The sequence below is a fragment of the Paraburkholderia dilworthii genome (assembly GCF_000472525.1).
GTDB classification, from domain to species: Bacteria; Pseudomonadota; Gammaproteobacteria; order Burkholderiales; family Burkholderiaceae; genus Paraburkholderia; species Paraburkholderia dilworthii.
On sequence record NZ_AWZT01000009.1, the window covers coordinates 1 to 25,326 of the forward strand.

20 protein-coding genes are annotated in these 25,326 nt (G+C 64.7%); 7 read left to right on the top strand and 13 right to left on the bottom strand.

Annotated elements, in window-relative coordinates:
• Positions 1–904: 904 nt before the first annotated feature.
• Both F759_RS0110600 and F759_RS37560 read left to right on the top strand, forming a co-directional pair.
• The gene (locus tag F759_RS0110600; protein WP_027799829.1) at positions 905–3,268 is read left to right on the top strand and encodes a UvrD-helicase domain-containing protein; all 2,364 of its coding nucleotides are present in this window, start codon (positions 905–907) and stop codon (positions 3,266–3,268) included.
• Positions 3,265–4,254 carry a 5'-methylthioadenosine/adenosylhomocysteine nucleosidase gene (locus F759_RS37560; RefSeq protein WP_244438808.1) on the top strand — a complete coding sequence of 330 codons (990 nt, stop codon included), beginning with the start codon at positions 3,265–3,267 and terminating at the stop codon, positions 4,252–4,254. Before F759_RS0110600 ends, F759_RS37560 begins: the two co-directional genes overlap by 4 nt.
• A gap of 156 nt (positions 4,255–4,410) precedes the next feature.
• Here the strand turns inward: F759_RS37560 and F759_RS0110610 are convergent, their stop codons facing one another.
• The gene (locus F759_RS0110610) at positions 4,411–6,315 is read right to left on the bottom strand and encodes a propionate--CoA ligase (protein WP_027799830.1); all 1,905 of its coding nucleotides are present in this window, start codon (positions 6,313–6,315) and stop codon (positions 4,411–4,413) included.
• A gap of 204 nt (positions 6,316–6,519) precedes the next feature.
• Positions 6,520–7,797, bottom strand: coding sequence for an MFS transporter (locus tag F759_RS0110615; protein ID WP_027799831.1), 1,278 nt, complete (start codon positions 7,795–7,797; stop codon positions 6,520–6,522).
• A gap of 489 nt (positions 7,798–8,286) precedes the next feature.
• On the opposite strand from F759_RS0110615, the gene F759_RS0110620 reads away from it, so the two are divergent.
• Complete coding sequence (locus tag F759_RS0110620) at positions 8,287–9,972, top strand: methyl-accepting chemotaxis protein (protein ID WP_027799832.1); 1,686 nt, start codon at positions 8,287–8,289, stop codon at positions 9,970–9,972.
• Between the two features lie 66 nt (positions 9,973–10,038).
• Here F759_RS0110620 and F759_RS0110625 read toward each other — a convergent pair whose 3' ends face one another.
• From F759_RS0110625 to F759_RS37565, 4 genes are read right to left on the bottom strand one after another with little or no spacing between them, the layout of a single operon-like run.
• Entirely contained in the window at positions 10,039–10,899 is an 861-nt protein-coding gene (locus tag F759_RS0110625) for an efflux RND transporter periplasmic adaptor subunit (protein WP_027799833.1), read from the bottom strand.
• Between the two features lie 13 nt (positions 10,900–10,912).
• Positions 10,913–11,113 (bottom strand): DUF1656 domain-containing protein, encoded by a 201-nt coding sequence (locus tag F759_RS0110630; RefSeq protein WP_027799834.1) that lies wholly within the window; start codon positions 11,111–11,113, stop codon positions 10,913–10,915.
• Positions 11,103–13,313 carry an FUSC family protein gene (locus F759_RS0110635; RefSeq protein ID WP_027799835.1) on the bottom strand — a complete coding sequence of 737 codons (2,211 nt, stop codon included), beginning with the start codon at positions 13,311–13,313 and terminating at the stop codon, positions 11,103–11,105. The genes F759_RS0110630 and F759_RS0110635 overlap by 11 nt, the downstream gene beginning before the upstream one ends.
• Positions 13,314–13,324: 11 nt before the next feature.
• The gene (locus F759_RS37565; protein WP_244438809.1) at positions 13,325–15,085 is read right to left on the bottom strand and encodes an efflux transporter outer membrane subunit; all 1,761 of its coding nucleotides are present in this window, start codon (positions 15,083–15,085) and stop codon (positions 13,325–13,327) included.
• 155 nt (positions 15,086–15,240) lie between these two features.
• On the opposite strand from F759_RS37565, the gene F759_RS0110645 reads away from it, so the two are divergent.
• Entirely contained in the window at positions 15,241–16,179 is a 939-nt protein-coding gene (locus F759_RS0110645; protein ID WP_027799836.1) for a LysR family transcriptional regulator, read from the top strand.
• A 237-nt stretch (positions 16,180–16,416) separates the two neighbouring features.
• The gene (locus F759_RS43275) at positions 16,417–16,575 is read left to right on the top strand and encodes a hypothetical protein (protein ID WP_167334018.1); all 159 of its coding nucleotides are present in this window, start codon (positions 16,417–16,419) and stop codon (positions 16,573–16,575) included.
• A gap of 60 nt (positions 16,576–16,635) precedes the next feature.
• On the opposite strand, the gene F759_RS0110655 is transcribed toward F759_RS43275, so the two are convergent.
• From F759_RS0110655 to wrbA, 4 genes are all read right to left on the bottom strand, one after another.
• Entirely contained in the window at positions 16,636–17,454 is an 819-nt protein-coding gene (locus F759_RS0110655; protein WP_027799837.1) for a metallophosphoesterase, read from the bottom strand.
• 68 nt (positions 17,455–17,522) lie between these two features.
• Entirely contained in the window at positions 17,523–18,947 is a 1,425-nt protein-coding gene (locus tag F759_RS0110660; protein WP_027799838.1) for an FAD-binding oxidoreductase, read from the bottom strand.
• A 40-nt stretch (positions 18,948–18,987) separates the two neighbouring features.
• Positions 18,988–19,419: a DUF2069 domain-containing protein gene (locus F759_RS37570; protein WP_036024136.1), complete on the bottom strand. Its 432-nt coding sequence runs from the start codon at positions 19,417–19,419 to the stop codon at positions 18,988–18,990.
• 260 nt (positions 19,420–19,679) lie between these two features.
• Entirely contained in the window at positions 19,680–20,282 is a 603-nt protein-coding gene (wrbA, locus tag F759_RS0110670) for an NAD(P)H:quinone oxidoreductase (protein WP_027799839.1), read from the bottom strand.
• 164 nt (positions 20,283–20,446) lie between these two features.
• On the opposite strand from wrbA, the gene F759_RS0110675 reads away from it, so the two are divergent.
• Positions 20,447–21,760, top strand: coding sequence for a YihY family inner membrane protein (locus F759_RS0110675; RefSeq protein WP_084534238.1), 1,314 nt, complete (start codon positions 20,447–20,449; stop codon positions 21,758–21,760).
• Positions 21,761–21,796: 36 nt separating this feature from the next.
• On the opposite strand, the gene F759_RS0110680 is transcribed toward F759_RS0110675, so the two are convergent.
• From F759_RS0110680 to F759_RS0110695, 3 genes are all read right to left on the bottom strand, one after another.
• Positions 21,797–22,117 carry an Mpo1-like protein gene (locus F759_RS0110680; protein WP_027799841.1) on the bottom strand — a complete coding sequence of 107 codons (321 nt, stop codon included), beginning with the start codon at positions 22,115–22,117 and terminating at the stop codon, positions 21,797–21,799.
• Positions 22,118–22,373: 256 nt separating this feature from the next.
• Positions 22,374–23,207 carry an alpha/beta fold hydrolase gene (locus F759_RS0110690; protein WP_027799842.1) on the bottom strand — a complete coding sequence of 278 codons (834 nt, stop codon included), beginning with the start codon at positions 23,205–23,207 and terminating at the stop codon, positions 22,374–22,376.
• Positions 23,204–24,589: an O-acetylhomoserine aminocarboxypropyltransferase gene (locus F759_RS0110695; protein ID WP_036024101.1), complete on the bottom strand. Its 1,386-nt coding sequence runs from the start codon at positions 24,587–24,589 to the stop codon at positions 23,204–23,206. The genes F759_RS0110690 and F759_RS0110695 overlap by 4 nt, the downstream gene beginning before the upstream one ends.
• 241 nt (positions 24,590–24,830) lie before the next feature.
• On the opposite strand from F759_RS0110695, the gene F759_RS0110700 reads away from it, so the two are divergent.
• Entirely contained in the window at positions 24,831–25,289 is a 459-nt protein-coding gene (locus tag F759_RS0110700; RefSeq protein ID WP_020069514.1) for a CBS domain-containing protein, read from the top strand.
• The last annotated feature ends 37 nt before the right edge of the window (positions 25,290–25,326 follow it).

Here is a 25,326-nt window from a genome sequence, read left to right on the forward strand (position 1 = left end):
CTGTGCGGGGCGGCACTTACTTTCTTTGCCGCCGCAAAGAAAGATAAGCAAAGAAAGCGGCTCACACCGCCAGCTCGTAGGTGGATCCCCCGGCTTGGAAGGGGTAGTGGTGCAGCTGGAATCCGTGTTCCCGCACATTCAGCCTTGGTGACAAGGCAGTCATACGTCCCGCCTCGCACTCCGTGTTCGCCCGAAGGGCCGGGTCCAAAGCCGCTCGCTCGCGGTTAGGCGCGGTGGGGGCCGTCGGCTTCGCCTCGGCGCGGCGCGCGCTATTCGCTCCGCTCTGGAGGCGCTAAGTTGGCGCCCTCGCATCACATCGCACGCGGCCGGCCGAACGAGCAGGTGCCGGTACGAACGGATCGAAAGCCGTCGTTGAATGACGCGGGAGCTCGTACGGCCTCTTACACAAGATTCAGGACACGCGCAAATCGCGGACAGTCTTCGCCCACTCGATCTCCAGAACGACTCCGCCCGCGCGCTGCGGAGAACGGCTCGGCGCACCCGCTTCGAAGAACGACCGCTGCGGCGCGCGCAGCGCCGCTGGAAGAATGACTACCTTGTCACGAGCGCCGAATGTGCGAGGGAACAGATTCCAGATGCACCACTACCTCTTCCAAGCCAGGGGACCCACTTATGAGCTGGCGGTGTAAAGCCGCTTTCTTTGCTTACTTTCTTTGCGGCGGCAAAGAAAGTAAGTGCCGCCCCGCACAGGGGCAACACCAATAGACCACCGCGAAATCAAGGAAAGGCCACCACGAAACCAAAGGAAAGGCCACCACGAAATCAAGAAAAACCCGCCACCGCAAACAACTCCCACAGCTAACAACACCCGCCGAGCAGGCCAAAAAAAGCAACCCCCCGCCGGGGCATATAATGACGAACACCCCGCCGTCCCTGCGAAAAAATGCCCGACCTGCTAGCCAATCTCAATCCCGAACAACACGCCGCCGTCACGCTCCCCAACGAGCCCGCGCTCATTCTCGCCGGCGCGGGCAGCGGCAAAACCCGCGTGCTCATCACGCGTATCGCGTGGCTCATCCAGCACGGGCTTGCGTCGCCCGCCACCATTCTGGCCGTGACCTTCACCAACAAGGCTGCGCGCGAAATGATGTCGCGTCTGTCGGCGCTTCTGCCCATCGACACGCGCGGCATGTGGATCGGCACCTTCCACGGCCTGTGCAACCGCATGCTGCGCGCGCATCATCGCGACGCCGGTCTGCCCGCCACCTTCCAGATTCTCGATACCGCCGACCAATTGTCCGCGATCAAGCGTCTGATGAAGGGCCTGAATATCGACGACGAAAAGTACCCGGCGAAAAATCTCCAGTACTTCATCAACAACGCGAAAGAACAAGGGCTGCGCCCGAAAGACGTCGACGCCACCGACAACTTCAACCGCAAATTCGTCGAGCTATACGAAGCCTACGACCAGCAATGCCAGCGCGAGGGCGTCGTAGATTTTCCGGAACTGCTGCTGCGCTGCTATGAACTGCTCGCGCACAATCCGCCGCTGCGCGCGCATTATCAGGCGCGCTTCAAACACATTCTCGTCGATGAGTTTCAGGACACGAACAAGCTGCAATACGCGTGGCTGAAGCTGCTCGCCGGCCAGACGAATTCGATCTTCGCGGTCGGCGACGACGATCAGTCGATCTACGCATTCCGCGGCGCGAACGTCGGCAACATGCGCGACTTCGAACACGAGTTCAACGTCCGGCATCTCATCAAGCTCGAACAGAATTACCGCTCGCACGGCCATATTCTCGACGCGGCCAATCAGCTGATCGCCAACAATTCGCGGCGCTTGGGCAAGAATCTGCGCACCGACGCCGGTCACGGCGAACCGGTGCGCGTTTATGAATCCGCGACGGATTCGCAGGAAGCCGGCTGGATCGTCGAGGAAATCAAGGCGCTGATCAGTACCGGCACGTCGCGCAGCGAAATCGCGATTCTTTACCGCAGCAACGCGCAGTCGCGCACGATCGAGCACACGCTCGTCAATGCGGGCATCGCGTATCGCGTGTATGGCGGCTTGCGCTTTTTCGAGCGCCAGGAAGTCAAGCACGCGCTCGCGTATCTGCGTCTGATCGACAATCCGAACGACGACACCGCGTTCGCGCGCGTCGTCAATTTTCCGACGCGCGGCATCGGCGCGCGGTCAATCGAGCAGCTTGCGGACGCGGCACGCCTGTACAACTGCTCGATGGCCGCGGCGATTCCGTATGTCGCCGGCAAGGCGGGCTCGAGTCTCGCGAGCTTCGCGAACCTGATCGGCAAGATGCGCGCGGAAACGCAGCAGATGAGCCTGCCGGAAACCGTTGAGTACGTGGTCCGCACGAGCGGTCTTGCTGACTTCTATCAGAACGAGCGCGAAGGTCAGGACCGGCTGGAGAACTTGCAGGAACTGGTGAACGCCGCGGCCGCGTTCGTCAGCGAAGAGGGCTATGGGATGGACACGCCGGCGCGCTCGATTCCGCTGCGCCCAGGCGCGACCGCCGCGCCCGAACTGGCAGTCGCGACCGACGACCCGAACACGGTCGTGCTCGACGCGCCCGGCATCGCCGACCCCGCGCAAAACCCGGACACGATGACGCCGCTCGCCGGTTTCCTGTCGCACGCGTCGCTCGAAGCGGGCGACAACCAGGCGCAAGCCGGCCAGGAAGCCGTGCAACTGATGACGGTGCACGCGGCCAAGGGCCTCGAATTCACAGCGGTGTTCATCACGGGTCTAGAGGAGGGACTGTTCCCGCACGAGAACAGCGCGATGGAGTCAGACGGGCTGGAAGAAGAGCGTCGGTTGATGTACGTGGCGATCACGCGCGCGAAGGAGCGTCTGTACCTGTCGTTCGCGCAAAGCCGGATGCTGCACGGTCAGACGCGCTACAACATCCGCTCGCGTTTCTTCGACGAATTGCCACAGGAAACGCTCAAGTGGCTCACGCCGAAGGTCGAGGCGGGCGCGCGTTGGGGCGGTCGTTCGGACAACGCGGGCTATGGCCGCGACTGGTTTGCGCGGCCGGACCGTCAGCAGGGCTACGGCGGAGGGGCGTCGACGGTAGCGGCGCCGTTGCCGGCCTTCGCCAATGAGCAGCGCGCGGCGGAAGCGGGCTTTCGCGTCGGTCAGCAGGTGTTTCATACGAAGTTCGGCGAAGGCACGATCACCGCGCTCGAAGGCGGCGGTGCCGATGCAAAGGCGCAGGTCAAGTTCAAGCGCCACGGTGAAAAGTGGCTCGCGCTCGCGGTCGCCAAGTTGCAGGCGGTCGAATGAAAGGGGCCGCGTCAGAAGCGGTCGGGTCGCCAGCGATTGGGGCGCGAGCCGGTGCCGCAGGCACGGGAGGTACCGCAGGCACAGCAGGCACAGCACAAACAGTAGGCATCGCACAAACCGCAGGCATCGCACAAACCGCAGGCACCGCACGAACAGCACGGACCGCACGGACCGCAGGCGCCGACAAGCCTCGCAACGATCCCGACAGCCGCGGCGCCTCGTCCACGCGCCAACCGCTCGGCATCCTCGCGGCGTTGCCGCAGGAACTCGGTGACCTGATCGACGCGATGCGCGCGGAATCCGGCGTGCGCACCATCACGCACGGTCGGCGCGACTATCACATCGGCACTGTCCACGGCGCGCCGTGCGTCGTGACGCTCGCGCGCGTCGGCAAGGTCGCGGCGGCGGCAACAGTCAGCGCGCTGATTCACGCATTCGATGTCGAGGGCGTCGTGTTCACCGGCGTCGCCGGCGGTGTGGGCGCGGAGGTCCGCGTCGGCGACATCGTCGTCGCCAATGCGTTGTTGCAACATGATCTGGACGCGTCGCCGCTTTTTCCGCGTTTCGAAGTGCCGTTGCTAGGCGTGTCGCGCTTCGCCGCCGATGCGACGTTGGCCGCGCAACTCGCCGCGGCCTGCGAGCGTTTTATCGTGGACGAGGGCGCGGCGTCGGCGGCGCGTTTCGGCACGCGTGAGCCGCGCGTGCATCGCGGGTTGATTATCAGCGGCGATCAGTTCGTGGCGAGTGCCGCGGGCGTCAACGCTTTGCGTGACGCGTTACCGGACGCGCTCGCCGTCGAGATGGAAGGTGCGGCCATCGCACAGGTCTGTCATGAATACGGCGTGCCGTGCGCGGTCGTGCGCACCATTTCCGATACCGCCGACGACCACGCGCCGGCGTCGTTCGTCTCGTTTCTCACGGAGATCGCCGGCGCTTATTCGAACGCGATCCTCACGCGGTTCTTGCAAGCGCGCAGCGCGGGTTGATTTGAGCGAGGCGTTTGCCAGTTGGCTGCGAAGGGCAGATTGCCAGTGCCGGTGGCCCGCCCCGAGACCGAGACGTACGCGCAAGGCTAGAACGCTCGAAGGTCGTAGGGCCTAGTCCTAAGCGCACGCCCACGCCCAAGCTCTCAACCGAAACCCTCAACCGCCCCCCGCCCCACCCAACCCCTCCCGCACCTGCTGCAACGCGGCCGGGTCCTCAATAGTCGGCAGTTCGCCCGGCTCGCGTCCTTCCGCAAGCGCGGCGATGGCCCGACGCAGCAGCTTCCCCGAGCGCGTCTTCGGCAGCATCGACACGATCACCACCCGCGAAGGCCGCGCAATCGCGCCAAGCTGACGGTCGACCGTCGCCGTCAATTCCGCCTCCAGCTTCGCGCGTGCGTTGGCATTTGCGTGAGCCTGCGCGTCGCGCAACACCACGAACGCCATCGCCGCCTGACCCTTCACCGGATCCGCCACGCCGACCACCGCCACCTCGGCCACAGCCGCATGGCTCGACAACGCCTCCTCGATCTCGCGCGTGCCGAGCCGGTGGCCGGCGACGTTGATCACGTCGTCGGTGCGGCCGAGGATCGTCACATAACCGTCCTGGTCCTGAATGCCCCAGTCGAAGGTCGAATAAACCTGCTGGTTCGGAACGCTCGACCAGTACGTGCTGACAAAGCGCTTATCGTCGCCCCAAACGGTCGACATGCAGCCCGGCGGCAACGGGTAATTCAGCGTGAGCACGCCTTTTTCGCCGGGCGGGCAGGGTTCGCCGGTCAGCTCGTCGCGCAGGCTCAGATCGAAACCAGCCGACGGCACGCCCGGCGAGCCGAGCTTGGTCGGCAGCGCTTCGACGCCGCGCGGAATCGCGAGCATCGGCCAGCCGGTTTCCGTTTGCCAGTAGTTGTCGATCACCGGTTTGCCGAGTGCGCCGGCGATCCATGAGGCGGTCGGTTCGTCGAGCGGCTCGCCGGCGAGGAACAGCGTGCGCAGGCTCGACAGGTCGGCGTTTTTCAACAGCGCCGGATCCTGTTTCTTCAGCACGCGCAGCGCAGTCGGTGCGGTGAACATCAGATTGATCTTGTGCTGCTCGACGAGGCGCCACCAGATCCCGCCGTCCGGGCGAATCGGCGTGCCTTCGTACATGAGCGTGGTCAGCCCCGCGATCAGCGGCGCGTAGACGATATAGCTATGGCCGACCACCCAACCGACATCCGACGCCGTAAACATGGTGTCGCCGGCCTTGCCCTCGAAGATGTATTCCATCGATGCCGCGAGCGCGACCGCGTAGCCACCCACGTCGCGTTGCACGCCTTTGGGCTTGCCGGTCGTGCCCGACGTGTACAGCACATATGAAGGCTCGTTCGATTCGAGCCATTCGCACGGCACGTGCGCGTCGAAGAACTGTTCGCGCAGCGGTTCGTAATCGACCAGATAGTTTGCGTTCAGGCGCTCGGGCGCGAGTTGCCGGTCGATCAGCAACACGCGCGGCGTTTTATGGCTTGCGCGTGCGAGCGCTTCGTCGACCAGCGGCGTGTAGTCGATCACCTTGCCGCCGCGCGCGCCGGCGTCGGCGGTCACGATCAGCACCGGCTTCGCGTCGTCGATACGGGCGGCCAGGTTAGGCGCGGCAAATCCGCCGAACACCACCGAGTGAATCGCGCCGAGGCGCGCGCAGGCGAGCATCGCGAAGAGTGCCTCGGGGATCATCGGCAGATAGAGCAGCACCACGTCGCCGCGCTTCACGCCGAGCGAGCGCATGACCGCCGCCATACGGTTGATTTCCGCGTACAGGTCGGCATACGTATAGCGCCGCTCGATGCCGGTCTCCGTCGACACATAGACGAGCGCATTCTGCTGAGCACGCTCGATGAGGTGCCGGTCCACCGCGTTATGACACAGATTCGTGCGTCCGCCGACGAACCACCGCGCAAACGGCGGGTTAGAGCGGTCGAGTACGGTATCGAACGGCGTTTCCCAATGGATGCGCCGCGCCTCGTCGCGCCAGAATGCCTCGGGGTTCTCGATCGAACGGCGGTGGAAATCGCGGTAGCGGGTCATCTGCGGCGATCCTTCGGATGCTGGGTGAGCGAACAGGGGCAGACCTCGCGCGCGGCCACCGCATGAGGGCGGCAAAGCGACGCGTGTTGAAGAAGCATAGAGTACGCGCCGCTCGCCGGACAACGCGGGTTCACCATGAGCGGCACGGGCAGAAAAGAAAAAGGCGCCGTAGCGCCTTTTTCTCATCCGCAGGACCGGAAATCCTCACGTCTTCGCGCGTTTGCCTTCCACATCCGGCAGAAACACCGTCAGCACGCCGATCAATGGCAGGAACGAGCAAACCTTGTACACGTAGCCGATGCTGGTGGCATCGGCCAGTTCCCCGAGCACCGCCGCGCCGATCCCGCCCATGCCGAACGCGAAGCCGAAAAAGAGCCCCGCGACCATGCCGACCTTGCCGGGAATCAGCTCCTGCGCATAGACGAGAATCGCGGAGAACGCCGAGGCCAGCACCACGCCGATGATCACCGTCAGCACGCCAGTCCAGAACAGATTCGCGTAAGGCAGTAGCAGCGTAAAAGGCGCGACGCCGAGAATCGACACCCAGATCACATACTTGCGGCCGATCCGGTCGCCGATCGGACCGCCGATCATCGTGCCCGCGGCCACCGCCGCGAGGAATACGAACAGATGAATCTGCGCGGCCTGCACCGGCAGATGGAACCGGTCGATCAGATAAAACGTGAAGTAGCTGTTGATGCTCGCGAGGTAGAAGTACTTCGAGAACACGAGCAGGATCAGCACGCCCATCGCGAACATCACCTGGTTGCGCGACAGCGTTGCATGACCGGTCAGGCTGCGCGCTTTTTTCACCGACGGATGCTGCTTGTACCAGCGGCCGATCTGCGTGAGCACGACGATCGCGACGAGCGCCGCGACCGAAAACCACGCGATGCTGCGCTGGCCGTGCGGAATCACAATCAGCGCGGCGAGCAGCGGACCGAGCGACGATCCCGCGTTGCCGCCGACCTGAAACAACGATTGCGCGAGTCCGTGACGGCCGCCCGAAGCCATGCGCGCGACCCGCGACGACTCCGGGTGAAACACCGACGAGCCGCAGCCGACGAGCGCCGCCGCCACCAGCAGCACGCCGAAATTGGGCGCCATCGACATCAGCAGCAGGCCGGCCAGCGTGAACCCCATGCCGACGGGCAGCGAGTAGGGTTTCGGATGCTTGTCGGTATAAATGCCGACAAGCGGTTGCAGCAGCGACGCGGTGATCTGATAGGTCAGCGTGATCAGGCCGATCTGTCCGAACGACAACGAGAAGTTGTCTTTCAACATCGGGTAGATGGCGAGAATCAACGACTGGATCATGTCGTTGAGCAGGTGCGAAAAACTGATCGCGCCGAGCACGGAGTAAACCGTACGCTGCACTGCCGCGGCCGGCTGCGCGGTCGAGCCCGCGGCGGTGGCAGTGGCGGTGGTGCCGGTTGCGGCTGACGCGCTGGCAAGTGCGCGTTTATCGAGGCTGGTTTCCATACGCTTGGAGAAAGAAAAAGGAAGGGGCAATTCCTGGCTGGCGGCACGTCGCGATGTGGGGCTTGCGTCGTTGCGGCATAACGACGCGGCGTCACGTGTGCTCAGCTATTTGTCGCAGTTTAATGTGGCTTGTGCGAATTGTAAGGACAAGTTTTGTCGCGATTCGGACATCAAGCCCAACGGTTGGGTTTGTCCCGGCGCAGCGGCGGGGCGTTGTCCGCGCTATGGCAGTGCCAGGTCGCCAGCGGCCGCATGGCAATAAACGCCAGGCAAGCATTCCAGTTAAACCCGCTGCCGCGATTTTTGGCCATGTATAAAACGGGCGCGGACGCGCGCTCACAAAGCCGCGCGTCGAGGACCGGGCAATTACGATCGGCATTTCACGAACCGCGCTAAAGATCGCGGACGTCGATGCCGTAGACCCGGAGAGATAAGAAGCAATGCCGGGAACAGACCTTTGCGGCAGTTCTAAACGTGGGGACGGGGAATATGAAAGCAGTTTCGCTGGGCAGTCGGACGGGCGCGGGTTTCGTGCCGGATGGGGAGGCGGCGGGCAGGTTGCCCTCGCGCGGCAAGGGGGGAAGCGGCGGCCGCTCGCGGGTGGTGAGCCTCAAGGGGCTGTCGGTCAAAACGATGTTGCGCCTCGCATTCGCGGTGCTGCTGATCGGCACGCTGGCGATCGGCGTGTTTTCCCTTACTCAGATCAGCCGCCTGAACGCGTCCGCTCAATCCATCTACGATCAGGGCCATGTCGCGAGCCGCGCCGCGGAAGAAGCCCGCGGCCACATGTTGCGTGCGAGCCGCGCGCAAAAAATGCTGTTGACGGCGACGACCGCCAAGGAGCGCGACGAACTGGGCGCCGACATCGACAAGGGCTTGAGCGGCCTTTCAACGGAACTCGGCACGCTGCAACAGTACGTCGAAAAATCCGATGCGAAAGCCGTCGAGCATCAGAAGAAGTTTGCCGCGGCGGTCACGGTGTGGAGCGCGCACCTGCGTGATTTCGTCACGCTCGTGAAGGCGCAGCCGCTCGACTTGTCGCAGATGAACTGGCAGGTCGGCACGCAGGACGTGTCGCTGCTGGTCGAGACCGGCAAGCTCGAAAAGCTCGTCGACGAAATCGTCGCGGAGCGCGGCACCGCCGCGAAGGCGACGATCGACGCCTCCAGTTTCATTTATCACTCGTCGTTCGTCATGCTCGCGGTGATGACGGTCGGGCTGATCGTGCTCGCCGCCGGCATCAGCGAGTGGGTCGTGCGGCGCCTTGCGCGCCAGTTGGGCGGCGAGCCCGCGTACGCGAAGGAAATCGCGAGCCGGATCGCGGCGGGCGATTTGTCGAACCACATTGCTCTCGGACGCAAGGACAAATCGAGCGTGCTATACGCGCTTTCCGACATGCAAAGCGGTCTCGCCACTACGGTGTCCGACATTGCGTCGAGCGCGGACGCGATTGCCACCGCTTCCAGCGAAATTTCGATGGGCAACCTCGATCTGTCCCAGCGCACGGAGCAGCAGGCGATGGCGCTCGAGCGGACCGCGACGAGCATGGAGCAGTTGACCTCGACGGTTCGGCAGAACGCCGACAACGCGAAGCAGGCGAGCACGCTGGCCAACAACGCTTCGGAGATCGCGGAGAAGGGCGGCGAAGTGGTGAGCCGCGTCGTCGCGACGATGAACGAGATCAACGACAGCGCGCGCAGCATTGGCGATATCATCGGCGTGATCGAGGGAATCGCGTTTCAGACGAACATTCTGGCGCTGAACGCGGCGGTCGAGGCGGCGCGGGCCGGCGAGGAAGGCCGCGGATTTTCGGTGGTCGCAGCCGAAGTGCGCAACCTCGCGCAGAGAAGCGCCGCTGCGGCGAAGGAGATTAAAGGGTTGATCAGCACGTCGGTCGAGCGCGTGAGCAACGGTTCGACGCTCGCGCAGGACGCCGGCCAAACGATGGACGAAGTGGTCAAGGCCGTGAAGCGCGTGACCGACATCATGGGCGAGATTTCCGCGGCTTCTTCGGAGCAGAGCGCAGGCATCGAGGAAATCAATCTCGCCGTCGCGCAGATGGATTCAGGCACCCAGCAGAACGCGGCGCTTGTCGAGCAGGCAACCGCCGCTGCGAGATCGCTCGACGATCAGGCGCATGGCCTGAAGCAGATGGTGGGCAAGTTCAGGTTGTAGCACGCGCTGGAGTGGCGGGGCTGGTAGTGCGCCCGGCGGGCACGAGCCGGGCGCGCAGCGTGCCGCTCAAGCTGGCTTCACGACCACCGTGCAAGTAATCCCTGCCGCCAGCACCACACCGTCGGGCACCGAATCGATCTTCACGCGCACCGGCACACGCTGCGCGAGCCTGACCCAGTTAAACGTCGGGTTGACATCGGCGAGCAGCTCGCGGCTTTGCGGATTGTCGCGATCGTAGATGCCGCGCGAGATGCTTTCCACGTGGCCTTCCAGCGTGCCGCCGCTCATCAGGCGGACTTCGGCCTTGTTGCCGATATGCACGTGCGGCAGCTTGGTTTCCTCGAAGTAGCCGTAGACCCAGAACGAGTGACTGTCGACAATGGCGAGCTTCGCCGCGCCGGCCGTCGCGTAGTCGCCACGAAACACGTTGAGGTTCGTCACGTAGCCGTCGACCGGCGACACTACCCGCGTGCGCGCGAGATTGAGCTTCGCGGCATCGAGCGCGGCGAGCGCCTGCTGATACGAAGCCTCGGCGGCCGACGCCGTATGCGTCGCATTCTCCCGGCTTTCCTTCGACACCACGAGCGAATCCATGTCCGCACGACGCCTTGCATCGTCGCGCTTCATCTGCAATTCGGCCTTGCGCGCGGCCACCGCGGCCTGCGCCTGTTCGACGGCGATCTGATAATGCGACGGATCGATCTGCATCAGCAGATCGCCTTTCTTCACTAGCTGATTGTCCTTCACCGGCAGATCGACGACGGCGCCCGAAACGTCCGGCGCGACGTTGACGATCTCGGCGCGAACGCGTCCGTCGCGCGTCCACGGTTCGTCCATGTAATGAACCCACAACACGCGTCCCAGCAGGATCGCGACGATAAAAACAATGGCTGTCGCGACGAAGCCAACAAGATTTCGAATGGTCATGTTTCGACTCTGATCAACGATAAACGGCGAGGCCAAGCACGCCGCACACACATACGAGCAGGCTGGCCCGGAACAGGGACGGGTGCCACACCACGCGATACACGCCCGTATAGGCGATCACGCGATCCAGTACCCAGGTCAGCGTGGCGCCCGCGATGAACAGCAGCACGATGGTGGGCACGTAGGCGTCGAAAACGGCAATGTCACGCGGCATGGCGAACTCCTTCTGACGCGTCGGCTCGTGCGCTCATCAACGGTTCGAGCGGCGATTGGGGATCGAGTAACGCGGTACGAATGAAATGCAACTGACTCAGGATGCGTTGCAGTCGGTGGCGCTCCTCGCGCGGCGGCGTGAAGGCGGCAAGCAGCAACTGGACGGCGTCGATTGCGTCCGTCGTCGCACTAAGCGCGCGCTCGAAGCGGTCCGTCCGCGGCCGCTCGAACAGCGCGCTCAGCGCATCGCACATTGCGCGCAGCGAGAGCCGCCACGGCGTTGTCTTCGCGTAACGCTCGGCGGCGGGCAGCGTGGCCACTTCCCGGCGCAGGTCGATGAGCGCGTTGCCCACTTCGAGCACCGCGAAAAGCCAGCGCAACGTGTCGCGCCTTGCTGCCGGGTCGTCCTTTGCGAGCGCGTTGATCTGGAACATCAGATCGCGCGCGCCGCTCTCGAAGCGCGAACGCACGCGGCGCAGGTGCGCACGGCTTGCCAGCGCAACCTGGCGCCGCAAGTCGACGAGCAGCCGGTTGCGCAGCCACGGCGTGGACGGCGGCAGCAGCACGGCGAACGCGACCGACGACACGAGCATCGACAGCACAAGCGCCATCGCGTCGTTGATAAAGGCGCTGGGGTCGTAGTGCATCACGTTGTCCGGGCCGGCGAGAAAGCAGAAGAAGATGCAGTAGCCGACGCCATAGCCGGCCAGCGCGGGCCGCGTGGTCATGAAGACGCCAAGCAGCAGGAACGGCGCGAGCGCTGCGCACAGCAGCGCAAACCCGTCGATATGCGGGAACACGCCGTACACCGCGAGCATGCCCATCACGGAGGCGACGAGCGTGCCCGCCGCCATCTGGAACACGGTGCGTTTCGGGTCCGGCGACGACGACGCCAGCGCGCACACCGCCGCCGCGTTCAGCGTCAACGTGGAACCGCTCGGCCACGCGGTAGCGATCCAGAACGCGCCGAGCACCGCCATCACGAGAGCCGCGCGCAAGCCGGCGACGCCTGCGGCGATCGCGTTCGTCTTCGGTTGGTAACGCTCGACCCAGCGCTCGCGTTCGTGGGTGTCGACGGCAAGCGACGCGTAGGTGGCCGCGTAAGCATGGAGATCGTCGATGAAGCGGTACAGCAACTCCGCGCCGGTGTCGAAGTCGAGCAGCGGCGCGTCGGGATGCGCTTCGAGCGCGGCGCGGGTCGCGCGCACGCGGCGCGGCAACTCGGCCTTGTATGCGTCCAGTTGCGTGGCGGCGTGGGCGGCGTCGGTCGCGCTCAGCACCGGCTCGCCGGACTTCGCGAGCAAGGGCGCGATCTCCTTGAAGTACGGCTCCAGCGCGTCGATGGCGATGGCCGCGCCGTGCGTGCCGGCGTCGCGCAGACGGTTCATCAGCTGATGCAGCGCGTGAAAGCGCGTCGACGCGGTCATGAACTCGCTGTTCAACCGCGCGAGACGACCGCCGCGCATCCGCGAATCCGGGCCTTCGAACACGGCGACACTGCGCGCCGCCTCGAACCCGACGATGTCGGCGACGAAGCGCGCATTGGTCGCCTCGATCTGCGCGCGGTCGTTGCGGCCTGCGAGCGACGCCGACACGTATTCGACGAACGCGGAGAAACGCGCGCGCACGGTGCTGCGCATCTGCAAGCCGGCGAACTGCGGGAACACGAGGCCGCTCACCGCGCCCGCGCAGACGATGCCGAGCACGACTTCGGCGACGCGCGTGAGCGCGCTCAGAAATGCGCCATCGGGATGCTGCGAAGCGGGGATGCCGATTAGCGCGGCCGTGTATCCGGCGAGCACGAATCCGTACGACCGGAAGTTGCGGTTGCGCGCGGCGCCGGCGGTGCAGATGCCGACCCAGATCGCCGTCGTGACGATGAACAGTTCAGGCTGCTGCGCGAAAAGCCCGATCAACGCAAGCATCACGACGAGGCCGACGAGTGTGCCGCAAATGCGGTAGAAGCTCTTCGCGAACACCATGCCGCTTTGCGGCTGCATCACGATAAAGACGGTGGTCATCGCGGTGCGCGGCTGCGGCAGGTCGAGCTTCATCGCAATGCCGAGCGCGAGGAAGCACGCGGCGAGGGCCTTGAACAGATAGATCCAGGTGAGGCCGTCGGTACGCGCCCAGTCGGAGGCGGCCGAGTACCAGGCGGAGAACGACCCCGGGCGTGACGCGGCAGAAGAGGAGGCTGACATGGCTCGCTTCCTCACCTGGACGCCGCGGCGCCGATGCCAGCGGCGCTCGCCTCTGTGGAGGGTCTGGCGGCGGATGGGTCGCGGCGGGTGGCGGCAAAGGCTTGCGCCATTGCGGCGTTGCCCGAGTCGGTGTGGCTGGCCGATGCCGCGTGGGTTGACGCGCTGTTGTTGGCACGACTCACTGAAGACGTACGAGTCGGCGCGCTTTCGGCTGTGCCGGGGGCAGGCGCAACCGCCCGGCTCCCGCCAGTCGCGCTACCATTTTCGCCGGCAGCCTTGCCCTTGTCCTTGCCATGCCCCGGCAGCGTTTCGTCTGCTTGCGGACCATTGGCCGGCTCGTCGAGTCCACCGCCCAACGCTGTGACCAGCGACGCATGTGCGCCGAGCCGCTCGGCCTGGATCTTCGCCACGCCCTCCTGCGCGCGCAGCAACTGATTCTGCGCGATCAGCACGTTCAGATAATCGGTCAAACCGCGCCGATAACCTTCACGCGAGAGCTCATAGTTCTTGCGCGCGGCGGCGACCGAACGGTCGGCGTCCTGGGCCTGCGTCGCGAGAGAACGGATGCGAATGACCTGATCCGAGATGTCCTTCAGCGCGCCGACGATCGACTGGTTGTACCGCTGCACGGCTTCGTCGTAACCGGCCGACGCTGCGCCGAGCTGCGAGCGCAGCCGGCCGCCGTCGAAAATCGGCAGCGACAGCGCCGGACCGGCGCTCCAGCTATGCGACGGATTCTTCAGGAACTGGAACAGCGGCCCCATCGCCGCATAGCCGCCGATCGACGCGAGCAGATCGATATCCGGATAGAACTCGGCCTTCGCGACGTCGATGCCGCGCGCCTGCGCCGCCACCGTCCAGCGCGCGGCGACCACGTCCGGCCGATGGCCGATCAGCTCCGCGGGCAGCGCGCTCGGCAAGCCGGCAGGCGCGGCAAGCGACAGCACAGGCCGCTGGATCGAGTCGCCTGCGCCCGGGCCCTTTCCGGCCAGCGCCGCCAACTGGTTGCGGCCGAGCGCGATCTTTTCCTCGATCGCGTCGATCTGACGTTCGTATTCCGGCAGCGGCGTTTCGGCCTGGCTCACTTCGAGTTGCGTGCCGATGCCGCCTTTCAGACGCCGCTTCGCCAGGTCGGCGATTTGCTGCTGTTGCTGGAAAGTGCCGCGGGCGATGTCGAGCAGCGCGTAATCGAGCGACATCTCGATGTACGTGCGCACCACGTTGGCTTGCAGCTCCAGTTGGGCGGCGCGGGCATCGGCGGCGCGGGCGTGCGCGGCGTCGAGTGCACGCTCGGCGGCGTTTTTGTCCTTGCCCCACAGGTCGAGGTGATACGACAGCGCGAGGGTGCCCGTGTTGTTCCACGACTGCTCGCCGGCGAGCGGCCCCGGACCGTAGTAAAGGTTGTCGGCCCATTTCTGGCGCTGGATCGACAGATGACCGTCCACTTGCGGCGACAACGCCGAGCGCGCGACGCCGGCCATCGACATGGCTTCGCGCACGCGCGCCTGAGCGGCCGCGAGACTCGGATTGTTCGCCTGCGCGGCCTCGATCCATGCGTCGAGTTGCGGATCGTTGTAGGCGCGCCACCAGTCGGCGGCGGGCCACTGCGCGTTGGCGTCGGCCGAACGAATGGCGTTGCCCGCATCGAGCGAGGCCGGGTCGGTGCCGCTCGCTTGCGGGGCGACGCCTCCGGTACTTGCGCAGCCGGCAATTGTTAATAGGATCGTAAGAACCGCAGCTGCGGCGATCCCTTTGTGTCCCGGAGACTGCACGATTCCCTCCAGATGTGGCTATAGAAGCAAGTTGCCAATTATATTTTTTGATCGATTGGGGAATAACCGGTAAAGATGCAAGGCATTCTTACGAAGACTGAGATAATCGCTGTCGCAAAACATGTAACAATCGCTGCCGATCACCAAGGAAAGTCATGGATACGCTTCAAAACATGCGCGTATTTGTCCGCGTCGTCGAAGCGGGCAGTTTTACGGGTGCTGCGCAGCACCTGAATACGACGACGGCTTACGCGTCGCGCGCGGTGTCCGATCTGGAGGCGCATCTGCGCACGCGCCTGTTGAACCGCACCACGCGCCGCATTGCACTCACCGAGGCGGGCGAACGTTATTTGCAGCGCTGCGAGCAGATCCTCGCGTATGTCGACCAGGCGGAGGCCGAGGCGAGCGACGCTCATGCGCGGCCGTCAGGCAAGCTGAAGGTCCACGCGATGACGAGCTTCGGCCAGCATTACGTCGTGCCGGCCGTGGGCCGGTATCAGGAGCGTTACCCGGACGTGCATGTCGACTTGACGCTCGCGCAGCGCATGCCGGATCTCCTCGACGAAGGTTTCGACGTATCGCTTACGCTTGCCACTGGCTTGCCCGATTCGGGGCTGGTGTCGCAGCGCCTGGGCAGCGCGTTCAGCATTGCGTGCGCGTCGCCGGCTTATCTGGAGAAGCACGGCGTGCCGCAGACGCCCGCCGACCTCGCGCGCCATACATGTCTGCAGATGGTGACGCCGGTGTTTCCGCCGGACAAATGGGCCTTCGACGGCCCGAACGGCGAAGAAACCATCACGCTCGGCCCGGCGACCTTCCAGGTGAATGTGGCGGAGGCGATGGCCGTTGCCGTGGCGAGCGGCATGGGCGTCGGGCTGATTCCGATCTACTCGGCGATCAGCGGCTTGCGTAGCGGCGCGCTGGTGTGGCTGCTGCCGGAATACACATCGCAGGAAATGAATCTCTACGCGTTGTATCCGTCGCGGCAGTATCTGGACGCGAAGATCCGCACGTGGATCGAACATCTGCGCGACGAGCTTCCGGCGACGCTTGCCGTCGATCAGGCGGAGTTGCGGCAGTTTGCGCGGACGTGAGCGTGGGGAGGTTCGGGACGTCGAGGCGGATTGCCGTTGATCGTGCGGCTTGCGGGGCGGCCGGCAGCCGCAGCGCTCAGACAACGCGCTGTTACATGCGCGCCGCGCCGCAACATTTCCTTACTTCCGGGCTGAAATCGATTTGATACCGTGTCGTTGACGCGCTGTCGCCCAGACCGGCGCGTTCATTCCGCCGCCACGATTCGGCAATCCCAATCACTGAAGGACGAGGGTTTCATGGATACGCATCTGATGATCGGCGTCGCCGTCATGTTCGGACTGATCGGCATTGCCGCATCTCGCGACCTGCTGCGCCGCCTGCGCGAACAGCAGCCGCAACTTGCACCGGTCAAGGTCGAGCGTCCTGATGCCGGCCAACCGCGGAGCGGGCGGTAGTCGTTCGATTTGCGGCAATCGGCGCGTGAAGGTCAGCCGGCCGCCGTCAATGGCGCCGCGCTAGATCTCGACAACCTTGTCCCACGCAAACTGCGGATTTTCCCACTGCCCGCTGCGGCGGTCGAAATAGCCTCGCGGGTTGCAAACCACGCGCGTGCCGTTCACCGTGTAGTCGAACGGCGTATGCGTGTGTCCGTGAATCCATAGCGCGACGGGCGCACGTACCAGTTCCGGCAAGTGGTTGACGAATCCTGCGGACACGCGATCCTGCGCATAGCGCTCTGCAAGACTCAGCCGATGCGGCGCATGATGCGTGACCACGATGGTCTGACCGGCAAAGGGTTTCGCTAGCTCGTTCTCGAGCCATGCGCGCGCCTGGCGGTGCAGCGCGAGCGAGTCGCCGGGCGTGAAGTCGCGCGCGGAGCCTTGCTCGCAGTCCTGTGAATTGTGCGGCCAGTTCATCTGGATCAGCCCGCGGAAGTCGAGCATCACCCGCCGCGACGCCTCTATCGATTCCTCGAGCGCGGCGCCGTCCGCGCCGAACAGCGCGAAATCCGTCCACAATGTCGTGCCCAGCACGCGCCAGCGGCCCTGCGGGTCGACGAGCGCGGCGTTATTCAGCACGTGCACGTTGTCGACCTGCGCGGCCGCGTCGTGCAGCGCGCTTTCCAGCGCCCCGAACTCGCCGTCGTAGTACTCGTGATTGCCGGGCACATAGACCACCGGCACCGCACCGTCGAAAGTCTGTGCGGCCCAGCGCGGCCCCGCCGCATGATTGTGAATATCCCCGGCCAGCACGACGAGATCCGCCTGCGCGTGCGGTATCAGTTCAGGCTCGTCGTTCTCCAGATGCAGATCGGACAGCACGCGAATTTTCACGGATAGGGCTCCTGCGAGTGGCCCGCATCGGTAGCGGCGGGCGAGGGCTTGAACGTGAAGTTGCTGCTTTAATTCGAGCGTAGCACCTTGCCCGGATTCATCAGGTTCAGCGGATCGAGCGCGCGTTTGACTGCGCGCATCAATTGGACCTCGACGTTCTGTTTGTAGTGCATGGCCTCGTCGATTTTCAACTGACCTAGCCCGTGTTCCGCGCTGATGCTGCCGCGATGCCGGTGCACGCTGTCATAGACGACCTCGTTGATCGGACTCTGGTACTCGGCAAGGAACGCGCTGGCGTCCACGCCTTCGGGCGCCTGTACGTTGTAGTGCAGGTTGCCGTCGCCGAGATGGCCGAACGTCACCATGCGCGCACCCGGCGCGGCCTGTGCGACGGCTGCGTCGGTTTCCTCGATGAAGTGGCCGATGCGCGAAATCGGCACCGCAATGTCGTGCTTGATGTTCAGCCCTTCCTCCGCCTGTGCGAGCGGAATGTGTTCGCGAAGATTCCAGAACGCCCGCGATTGCGCGAGACTCTCGGCGACCACCGCGTCTTGCACCACGCCGTCTTCGAGCGCTTTCTCCATCAGACGCTCGAACAGTGCGCGTGCGTGGTCCTCGCTTTCGCTGTCCGAAAGTTCCAACAGCACGATTTGCGCGTGGGGCTCGGCGAACGGATAGCGCATCTGCTCGAAGTGCCGGCCAACCAGCCGCAGGCAGAAATCCGACATCAGTTCGAAACCGGTCAGAAGCGGTCCGGCGACGCTTTGTGTGAGCGACAGAAAGTCGAGCGCGGCATGCGGCGATGCGAGCGCGGCGAGCGCCGTCACGCGCGCGGCCGGCTGCGGATGCAGCTTCAGGACGGTCGCCGTGATGATGCCGAGCGTGCCCTCCGCGCCGATAAACAGATCGCGCAGATCGTAGCCGGTGTTGTCCTTGCGCAGTCCGCGCAAACCGTCCCACAACTCGCCTTGCGGCGTGACCACTTCGAGACCGAGGCACAACTCGCGCGTGTTCCCGTAGCGCAGAACGCCGGTGCCGCCCGCGTTGGTAGCAAGGTTGCCGCCGATCGTGCAACTGCCCTCGGCGGCAAGGCTCAAAGGAAAGAGGCGGCCGGCTTCCTCGGCGCGCTTTTGCACTTCCGCGAGAATCACGCCGGCTTCGACCGTGATCGTATTGTTGTGCGGATCGATGTCGCGCACGCGGTTCAGACGCCGCAAGCTCACGACCGCCTGCGCACCGCTCGAATCGGGCGTGGCTCCGCCGGCGAGACCGGTGTTGCCGCCTTGCGGCACGAGCGCGATGCCGTGTTCGACGGCCAGCTTGACGAGCGCGGCGACTTCTTCTGGCGTAGCCGGACACAGCACCGCGCACGCCGCGCCGGTGTAGCGGCGGCGCCAGTCGGTGAGGTACGGCGCGGTGTCGTGCGCGTCGGTCAACACATGGGCGGCGCCGATGGTTTCGCGGCAGGCAGTGAGGAAAGCGGTTTGAGTCATGTCGGTCGATCAGCGGGTTTGGGCTGAGTAGTGAGGCGCGTCACGTTGAGATGTCCGCGCTTCCAGGAGGTTCGCGGCGCAGCTTCGCGGCACGCTTGGCCGCCCGTTTGAACGGCGCGACGAAGGCCAGCGTGCAGACAAAAAAGACGAGTGTCAGCGCGGCTTCGAGCCAGCCGAGCCGGGCGCTCAAGCCGCGATCGCTCCAGCCGCGCACGATGCCTTCTGCAAAGTACAGCAGGATCAGCATCGACGCCCATTGCAGCGTATAGAGCCGCTGACGCCACACGCCGGGCAGCGCCAGCAGCAGTGGCAAAGCCTTGAGCACCAGCGCCGAGCCGCCAGGGCGCAGCGGCGCGAGCCACCATTCCCATGCGATCGATAACGCGATCAGTGCAATGAGGGCGGCCGTCGCGCCGGATGCCGCGCCGCGTTTTTGTGGCGCTGGCCGCGGCGCGAAGTGCGGGGCGGGCATGTGCGTTGCGACGGCGGATTCTTGCGGTTCGTTGTGCGTGTCGGCGTTGGCTTTGATCGGAGCTTCGGTGTGCACGTCGGTGTGCGCATTGATGCGCGCGTGTGTCTGCGCCAGGGTGCTCGCTTCGCCGTGCGTTCCAATGGAAGCTTCCGTGTGCGCGGGCGCGTCGGCATGCAGTTCGATCGCCGGGTCGACACGCGCCGCCGTGCGCGCGTCAACGCTCGCGCTTACGCCTTCACTTGCATGACCGTTCGGCTTGTTCACGGTCGTTCGCTCATGGATGCCGCCGTGCGCGCGACGCGTGCGCCGAGCGCGATGGCGAGCGTTTTCTCGTCGGCGGAAATGCCTTGTGCGGCGCTGCCCGCGCGAGCGAAATGCGATGCGCCGTACGGCGTGCCGCCGGTCTGAGTGGTGCTCAGCGCGCTTTCGGTGTACGGGATGCCGACGATCAGCATGCCGTGGTGAAGCAGCGGCAGCATCATGGATAACAGGGTGGACTCCTGGCCGCCATGCAGGCTGCCGGTGGCTGTGAACACGCAGGCCGGCTTGCCGCAGAGTGCGCCGGAAAGCCACTGCGGCGTCGTGCCGTCGAGGAAATACTTCAGCGAAGCGGCCATGTTGCCGAAGCGGGTCGGCGAGCCGAGCGCGAGACCCGCGCATTCCTCGAGGTCGCGCAGTTCGACGTACGGCGGTCCTTCGGCGGGAATGTCGGGCTGCGTCGCTTCGCAGACGGTCGAGACTGCCGGCACCGTCCGTACGCGCGCCTGCATGCCGGGAACGCTGTCGACGCCGTGGGCGATCGCTAGCGCCAATTCGCGCGTGGCGCCGTGACGGCTGTAATAGAGCACAAGAATGTCTTTCATAAGCCTCATCGGTGAACGGGTATTATAGGGCTTGGGTCCGCTCTACAGGCCGTTCCCAACGATTCACGGCCATTCGATAGCCATTCGGCCAGGCTCGCGCAAGCAACTCCACACGGTTCTGCAATGCGGTCCTGAAACACGTTCGACGAAGCAAGGAGGCAGGTTTGTTGTCCAGGGTGCGTTTCGATCTCGACACGCTCAAGCGGCTCGCTCAGTTCGCCGCGAAGCGCAGCAGCGAAGACCGTATTCCACAGGTAGCCGGCAGCCTCACGTTCACCACCATGCTCGCGCTGGTGCCGCTCGCCACCGTCGCGTTTGCGCTCTTCACCGCGTTTCCGCTCTTCAGTTCGTTTCAGGAGTCGCTGCAGTTCTTCCTCGCGGATCACCTGATGCCCGCGCAGCTGAACAGCCAGATTTTCAAGTACCTGAACCAGTTCGCCGCGAAGGCGAAGGGCTTGACCACCATCGGCATGGTGCTGCTGTTTCTCACGGCGGTCATGACCATGATGACGATCGAATCCGCGTTCAACGTGATCTGGCGCGTGCGCAAGGCGCGGCCCATCGCGCAACGCATCCTCGTCTACTGGGCGATCATCACGCTCGGCCCGATTCTGATCGGCGTGAGTCTTTCGATCTCGTCGTATCTGTTCACGCAGTCAATGACCTTCAGCGCCGCGCAGCGCATGACGCCGGTCATCGAGTGGGCACTCGCGGGCGCGGCGTTGCCGTTGACGGCGCTTGCGTTCACGATCCTCTACGTCTATCTGCCGAACTGCCGCGTGGAATGGCGCGATGCGGTGATCGGCGGCGTCACCGCGGCGATTGCCTTCGAGCTCGCCAAGCGCGGCTTCGGTTATTACGTGCGCCGCATTCCCACCTACACCGCCGTGTACGGCGCATTCGCGGCGGTGCCGCTTTTCCTGCTGTGGATGTACCTGTGCTGGTTCATCACGCTGGCGGGCGCGATGATCGCGTCAGCGTTGCCGGCGATCCGTATCGGTCAGTTTCATCGCCCGACTTTCGAAGGCAGCAATCTCTTCGATTCGCTCGAACTGCTTGCGCGGCTGTGCGAAGCGCGCGACGCCGGCAAGCGCGGCTATACGGTGCCCGAGCTTTCGCGGATGCTTCGCCGCGATATGGATACCACCATCAATCTGCTGCAAAAGCTCGAAGAAATCGAATGGATCGCGCAGCTGGAGGAAGATCGCTTGCGCCCGCACTTCCTGCTGCTGGCGAATCCGGCGCAGATCACCGTCCAGCAACTGTACGACCTCTTTGTAATGGATCGCGCAGAGCTGGAGTATCAGCTTCAACTCCCGTCCACTCGCGTGGACGCCGGCACGCTGCTCGCGGCGCTCGAGAACGACAAACTCAAGGTGACGCTTGCGTCGCTGCTTGCGGCCCGCGCTGCCGCACGCGCGGCCGAGGCCCAGGAGAACGAGCGCGGCACTTCCTCCATGCCGCATCAGGCGGCCTAGACGCGGCGCAAAGCGGCGGAATTATCCGCCGCCCGGCTACAACGAAATCTTGCCCACGCAGATGTCCTTGAACATCACCCAGTCGCCCATCAGGCTGTAGAGCGGATGACGAAAAGTTGCCGGCCGGTTCTTCTCGAAGAAAAAATGTCCGACCCAGGCAAAGCCGTATCCGCAGATGACGGCGGCGGGCAGCCACAGCCAGGCGCCGGTGGCAAGCGCCATAGCAAGACAGCCGATGACGCCGAGCGATCCCACGAAATGCAGCCGGCGTGAGATCAGATTGCGATGCTCGCTCAGGTAGTACGGATAAAACTCCGCGAAGTTGTCGAAGTGATCGGTGTGCGCTGTATGAGCCATCTCGGCCTCCGGATTGCTACGCGTTGCGGTTGCACGCCCGTCGCTGTGAACGGTTTTTAACGTGCGCCGGCAAGCCTGCGGCGCGCGGAAAAGGACAGGCTCGATTCATTGTGCGGCTATCGTGTGCATGGCGCAACCTGGCCGTTCGGCCGATGGCGCCGACGCTTCGTTGCCGCTATCGTGACGGCTGCGAAGAGTTGCAAGCGTTGCGAAGGCTCGCCAAGCTTGCCGCGTCCGACGAGCGATCCGATAGCGGCTAGCCCACCTCGCAAGCAGGCGTGCTGGCGAAGCTGAAAAGCGCGTCGAGGGTCGCGTCGGGCTGCTCGGTCATCAGCGCGTGTCCGGCGTCCAGCATCACGGTGTCGACCGGTACGCCTGCCCGCGTGAGTGCGTCGGCCAGCGCCCTGGCGGCTCGTGGTGGCGTCATCGCGTCGCGCCGGCCGACGACGAGGCGCGTCGCGCAGCGAATCTGCGCGGCCCGCGCGAGGCCGTCGGCGTACGTGTTGCACGCGGTGAAGTCGGTGTGAAAGAGATTGGCTTCGCCGCTTGCCGAAACACGCTCCATCAGCCGCTGATTCATGCCGTGCAGCCAGAAGCCGGGACCGGGGCAGGAAGGTTTCGCGGCGAGCGTCGAGTGCGACCATTGATTGACCATGCCGATTGCTTCAGCCTCTCGATGCAGGGCGGCCTCCAGCAAGGCGTCGGAGACGGACATTGGCAACGCGGTCGCGAGGAGGGCGAGGTGAGTAGCTCGCTGCGGATAGCGGCCGGCGAAGTCGAGCGCGATAAGGGAGCCCATGCTATGGCCGACCACGAATGCGCGCTGCACGCCGGCGGCGTCGAGCAATGCGGCGAGCCAGTCAGCCATCGCCGCTACCGTGCGCAGCGCCGGGCCCGTGCTGCGGCAGTGTCCGGGCAGATCCACGGCGAGGACGCCGAAGCCGTGATGCGCGAAGTAACGCGTCTGCAGCGCCCATACGCTATGGTCGTGCTCCGCGCCGTGGATGAACACGGCGGTCGGCAGACTCGCGTCGAACGGCTTGCCGCCGGTGTAGGCGTAGGCGACTTTGCCTTGAACGGTGAGAATCATGCGGACTCCTGGCCGGGACGTGAAGCGGGGGCACCCGGCCCAGCGGCTTGGGCCGAAACGGTTTTGCCGCTTTGCGGCGCCGGCGTCGCTGAGCCCGTTACTTTCTGCGCGGCCTTCAGCCCGCGCTTCAGGTCGTCGATCAGATCGTCAGGGTCCTCCAGGCCGATCGACAGCCGGATCGTGCCTTCGGCGATGCCCGCCGCGGCAAGCGCGGCGGCGTCCATGCGAAAGTGAGTCGTGGAAGCAGGATGGATCACCAGCGAGCGAGCGTCGCCCACGTTCGCCAGATGCGAGAACAGCGAAAGCGCTTCGATGAAGCTGCGGCCAGCGGCACGGTCGCCGCGCAGATTGAAGCTGAACACGGCGCCTGCGCCACGCGGCAGCAGGCGTTTGGCGAGTGCGTGATCGGGATGCGTCGGCAGTTCCGGATACGCGACTGCGTCGACAGCCGCGTGGCCGGCGAGGAACTCGACCACGCGGCGCGTATTGGCCACGTGCCGTTCCATCCGCAGAGGCAGCGTTTCGATGCCTTGCAGGAGCTGCCACGCGGCTTGCGGATGCAGGCATGCGCCGAAGTCGCGCAAGCCTTCGCGGCGGGCGCGCAGCAGGAACGGCGCGACGCTGCTTTCCTCGCTGAATACCATGCCGTGAAAACCGTCGTAGGGCTCGGTGAATTCGGGGAAGCGCCCCGAGGCGTCGAAATCGAACGTGCCGCCGTCCACCAGTACGCCGCCGATGGTCGTGCCGTGACCGCCCAGAAACTTGGTCGCCGAGTGATAGACGAAGTCGGCGCCATGCTCGAACGGCTTCAGCAGGTAGGGCGTGGTGAACGTGGAATCGACGAGTAACGGCACGCCGTGCTCGTGCGCGATCTGCGCCACGGATGCAATGTCCAGCACGTCGAGCCCCGGATTGCCGAGCGTCTCGCCGAACAGCAGGCGCGTATTGGGGCGCAGCGCCGCGCGCCATGCGTCGGTATCGCCGGGTTTGACAAACGTGGTCTCGATGCCGAAGCGCCGCAACGTGTAATGCAGCAGATTGTGCGAGCCGCCGTAGAGGGCGCTCGAAGCCACAATGTGCGAGCCCGCGCCCATCAGCGTGACGATCGCCAGATGCAAGGCGGCCTGGCCGCTTGCCGTGCCGATCGCGCCCGCGCCGTTTTCGAGCGCCGCGACACGCTCTTCGAACACCGCCACGGTGGGATTCGAGATGCGCGAGTAGACGTGGCCCGCGCGCTCCATATTGAACAGTGAGGCGGCGTGATCGGAGTCGCGAAACGAGAACGAAGTGGTCTGATAGATCGGCGTGGCGCGCGCGCCGGTGGCGGGATCGGGGGCGGCGCCGGCGTGCAGCGCAAGCGTGTCGAAACGGTTGGCGGACATGCTGGTCGGCGAGGCCACGGACAGCCTCGCGAAAGGTAAAGGTGGCGGCAATCCTATCATCGGCATCCACTGCTTCAAGCGCGGGTTTCCCCATATATTCGCCTGACGCGCAGCCTCTCGGTGGCGGTCAAAGCCCGCCGCGCCTTGATGGGCGGGCCGCTTTCCTTTTATGGACCTTTCCGCTAGGATCGAAAGTCATTGATGCATCACCATGCCTAGCGGGTATTTCGGGAGACAGATCATGCGAGTCAGCGACATTCTTAAAGTCAAAGGGAACACCCTTTTCACGGTCACGCCGGATGCCACGCTGCACGACGCAGTCAACACGATGGCCGAGCACGATATCGGCTCGCTGGTCGTGATGGAGTACGGCGACCTGGTCGGCATGCTGACATTCCGCGAGATTATTCTTACGCTCAGCGAGAACGGCGGAAGCGTGGGCACCTCTACAATCCGTAAGGTCATGGACGATCATCCGCTTACCTGTACGCCGGAAACCGACGTCAACGAAGTGCGCCGCATGATGCTCGAGCATCATGTGCGCTACCTGCCGGTCATGGAAAGCCGCACGCTAATGGGCGTGATTTCTTTCTACGACGTCGCGAAGGCGGTGGTCGAAGAGCAGGGCTTCGAAAACCGCATGCTCAAGGCGTACATCCGCGACTGGCCGGAAGAGCAGGGGCAACAACCGGCGCGCTGATGCGCTGTGCTCCGCTGTGTGGCCGTTTGTATGGTCG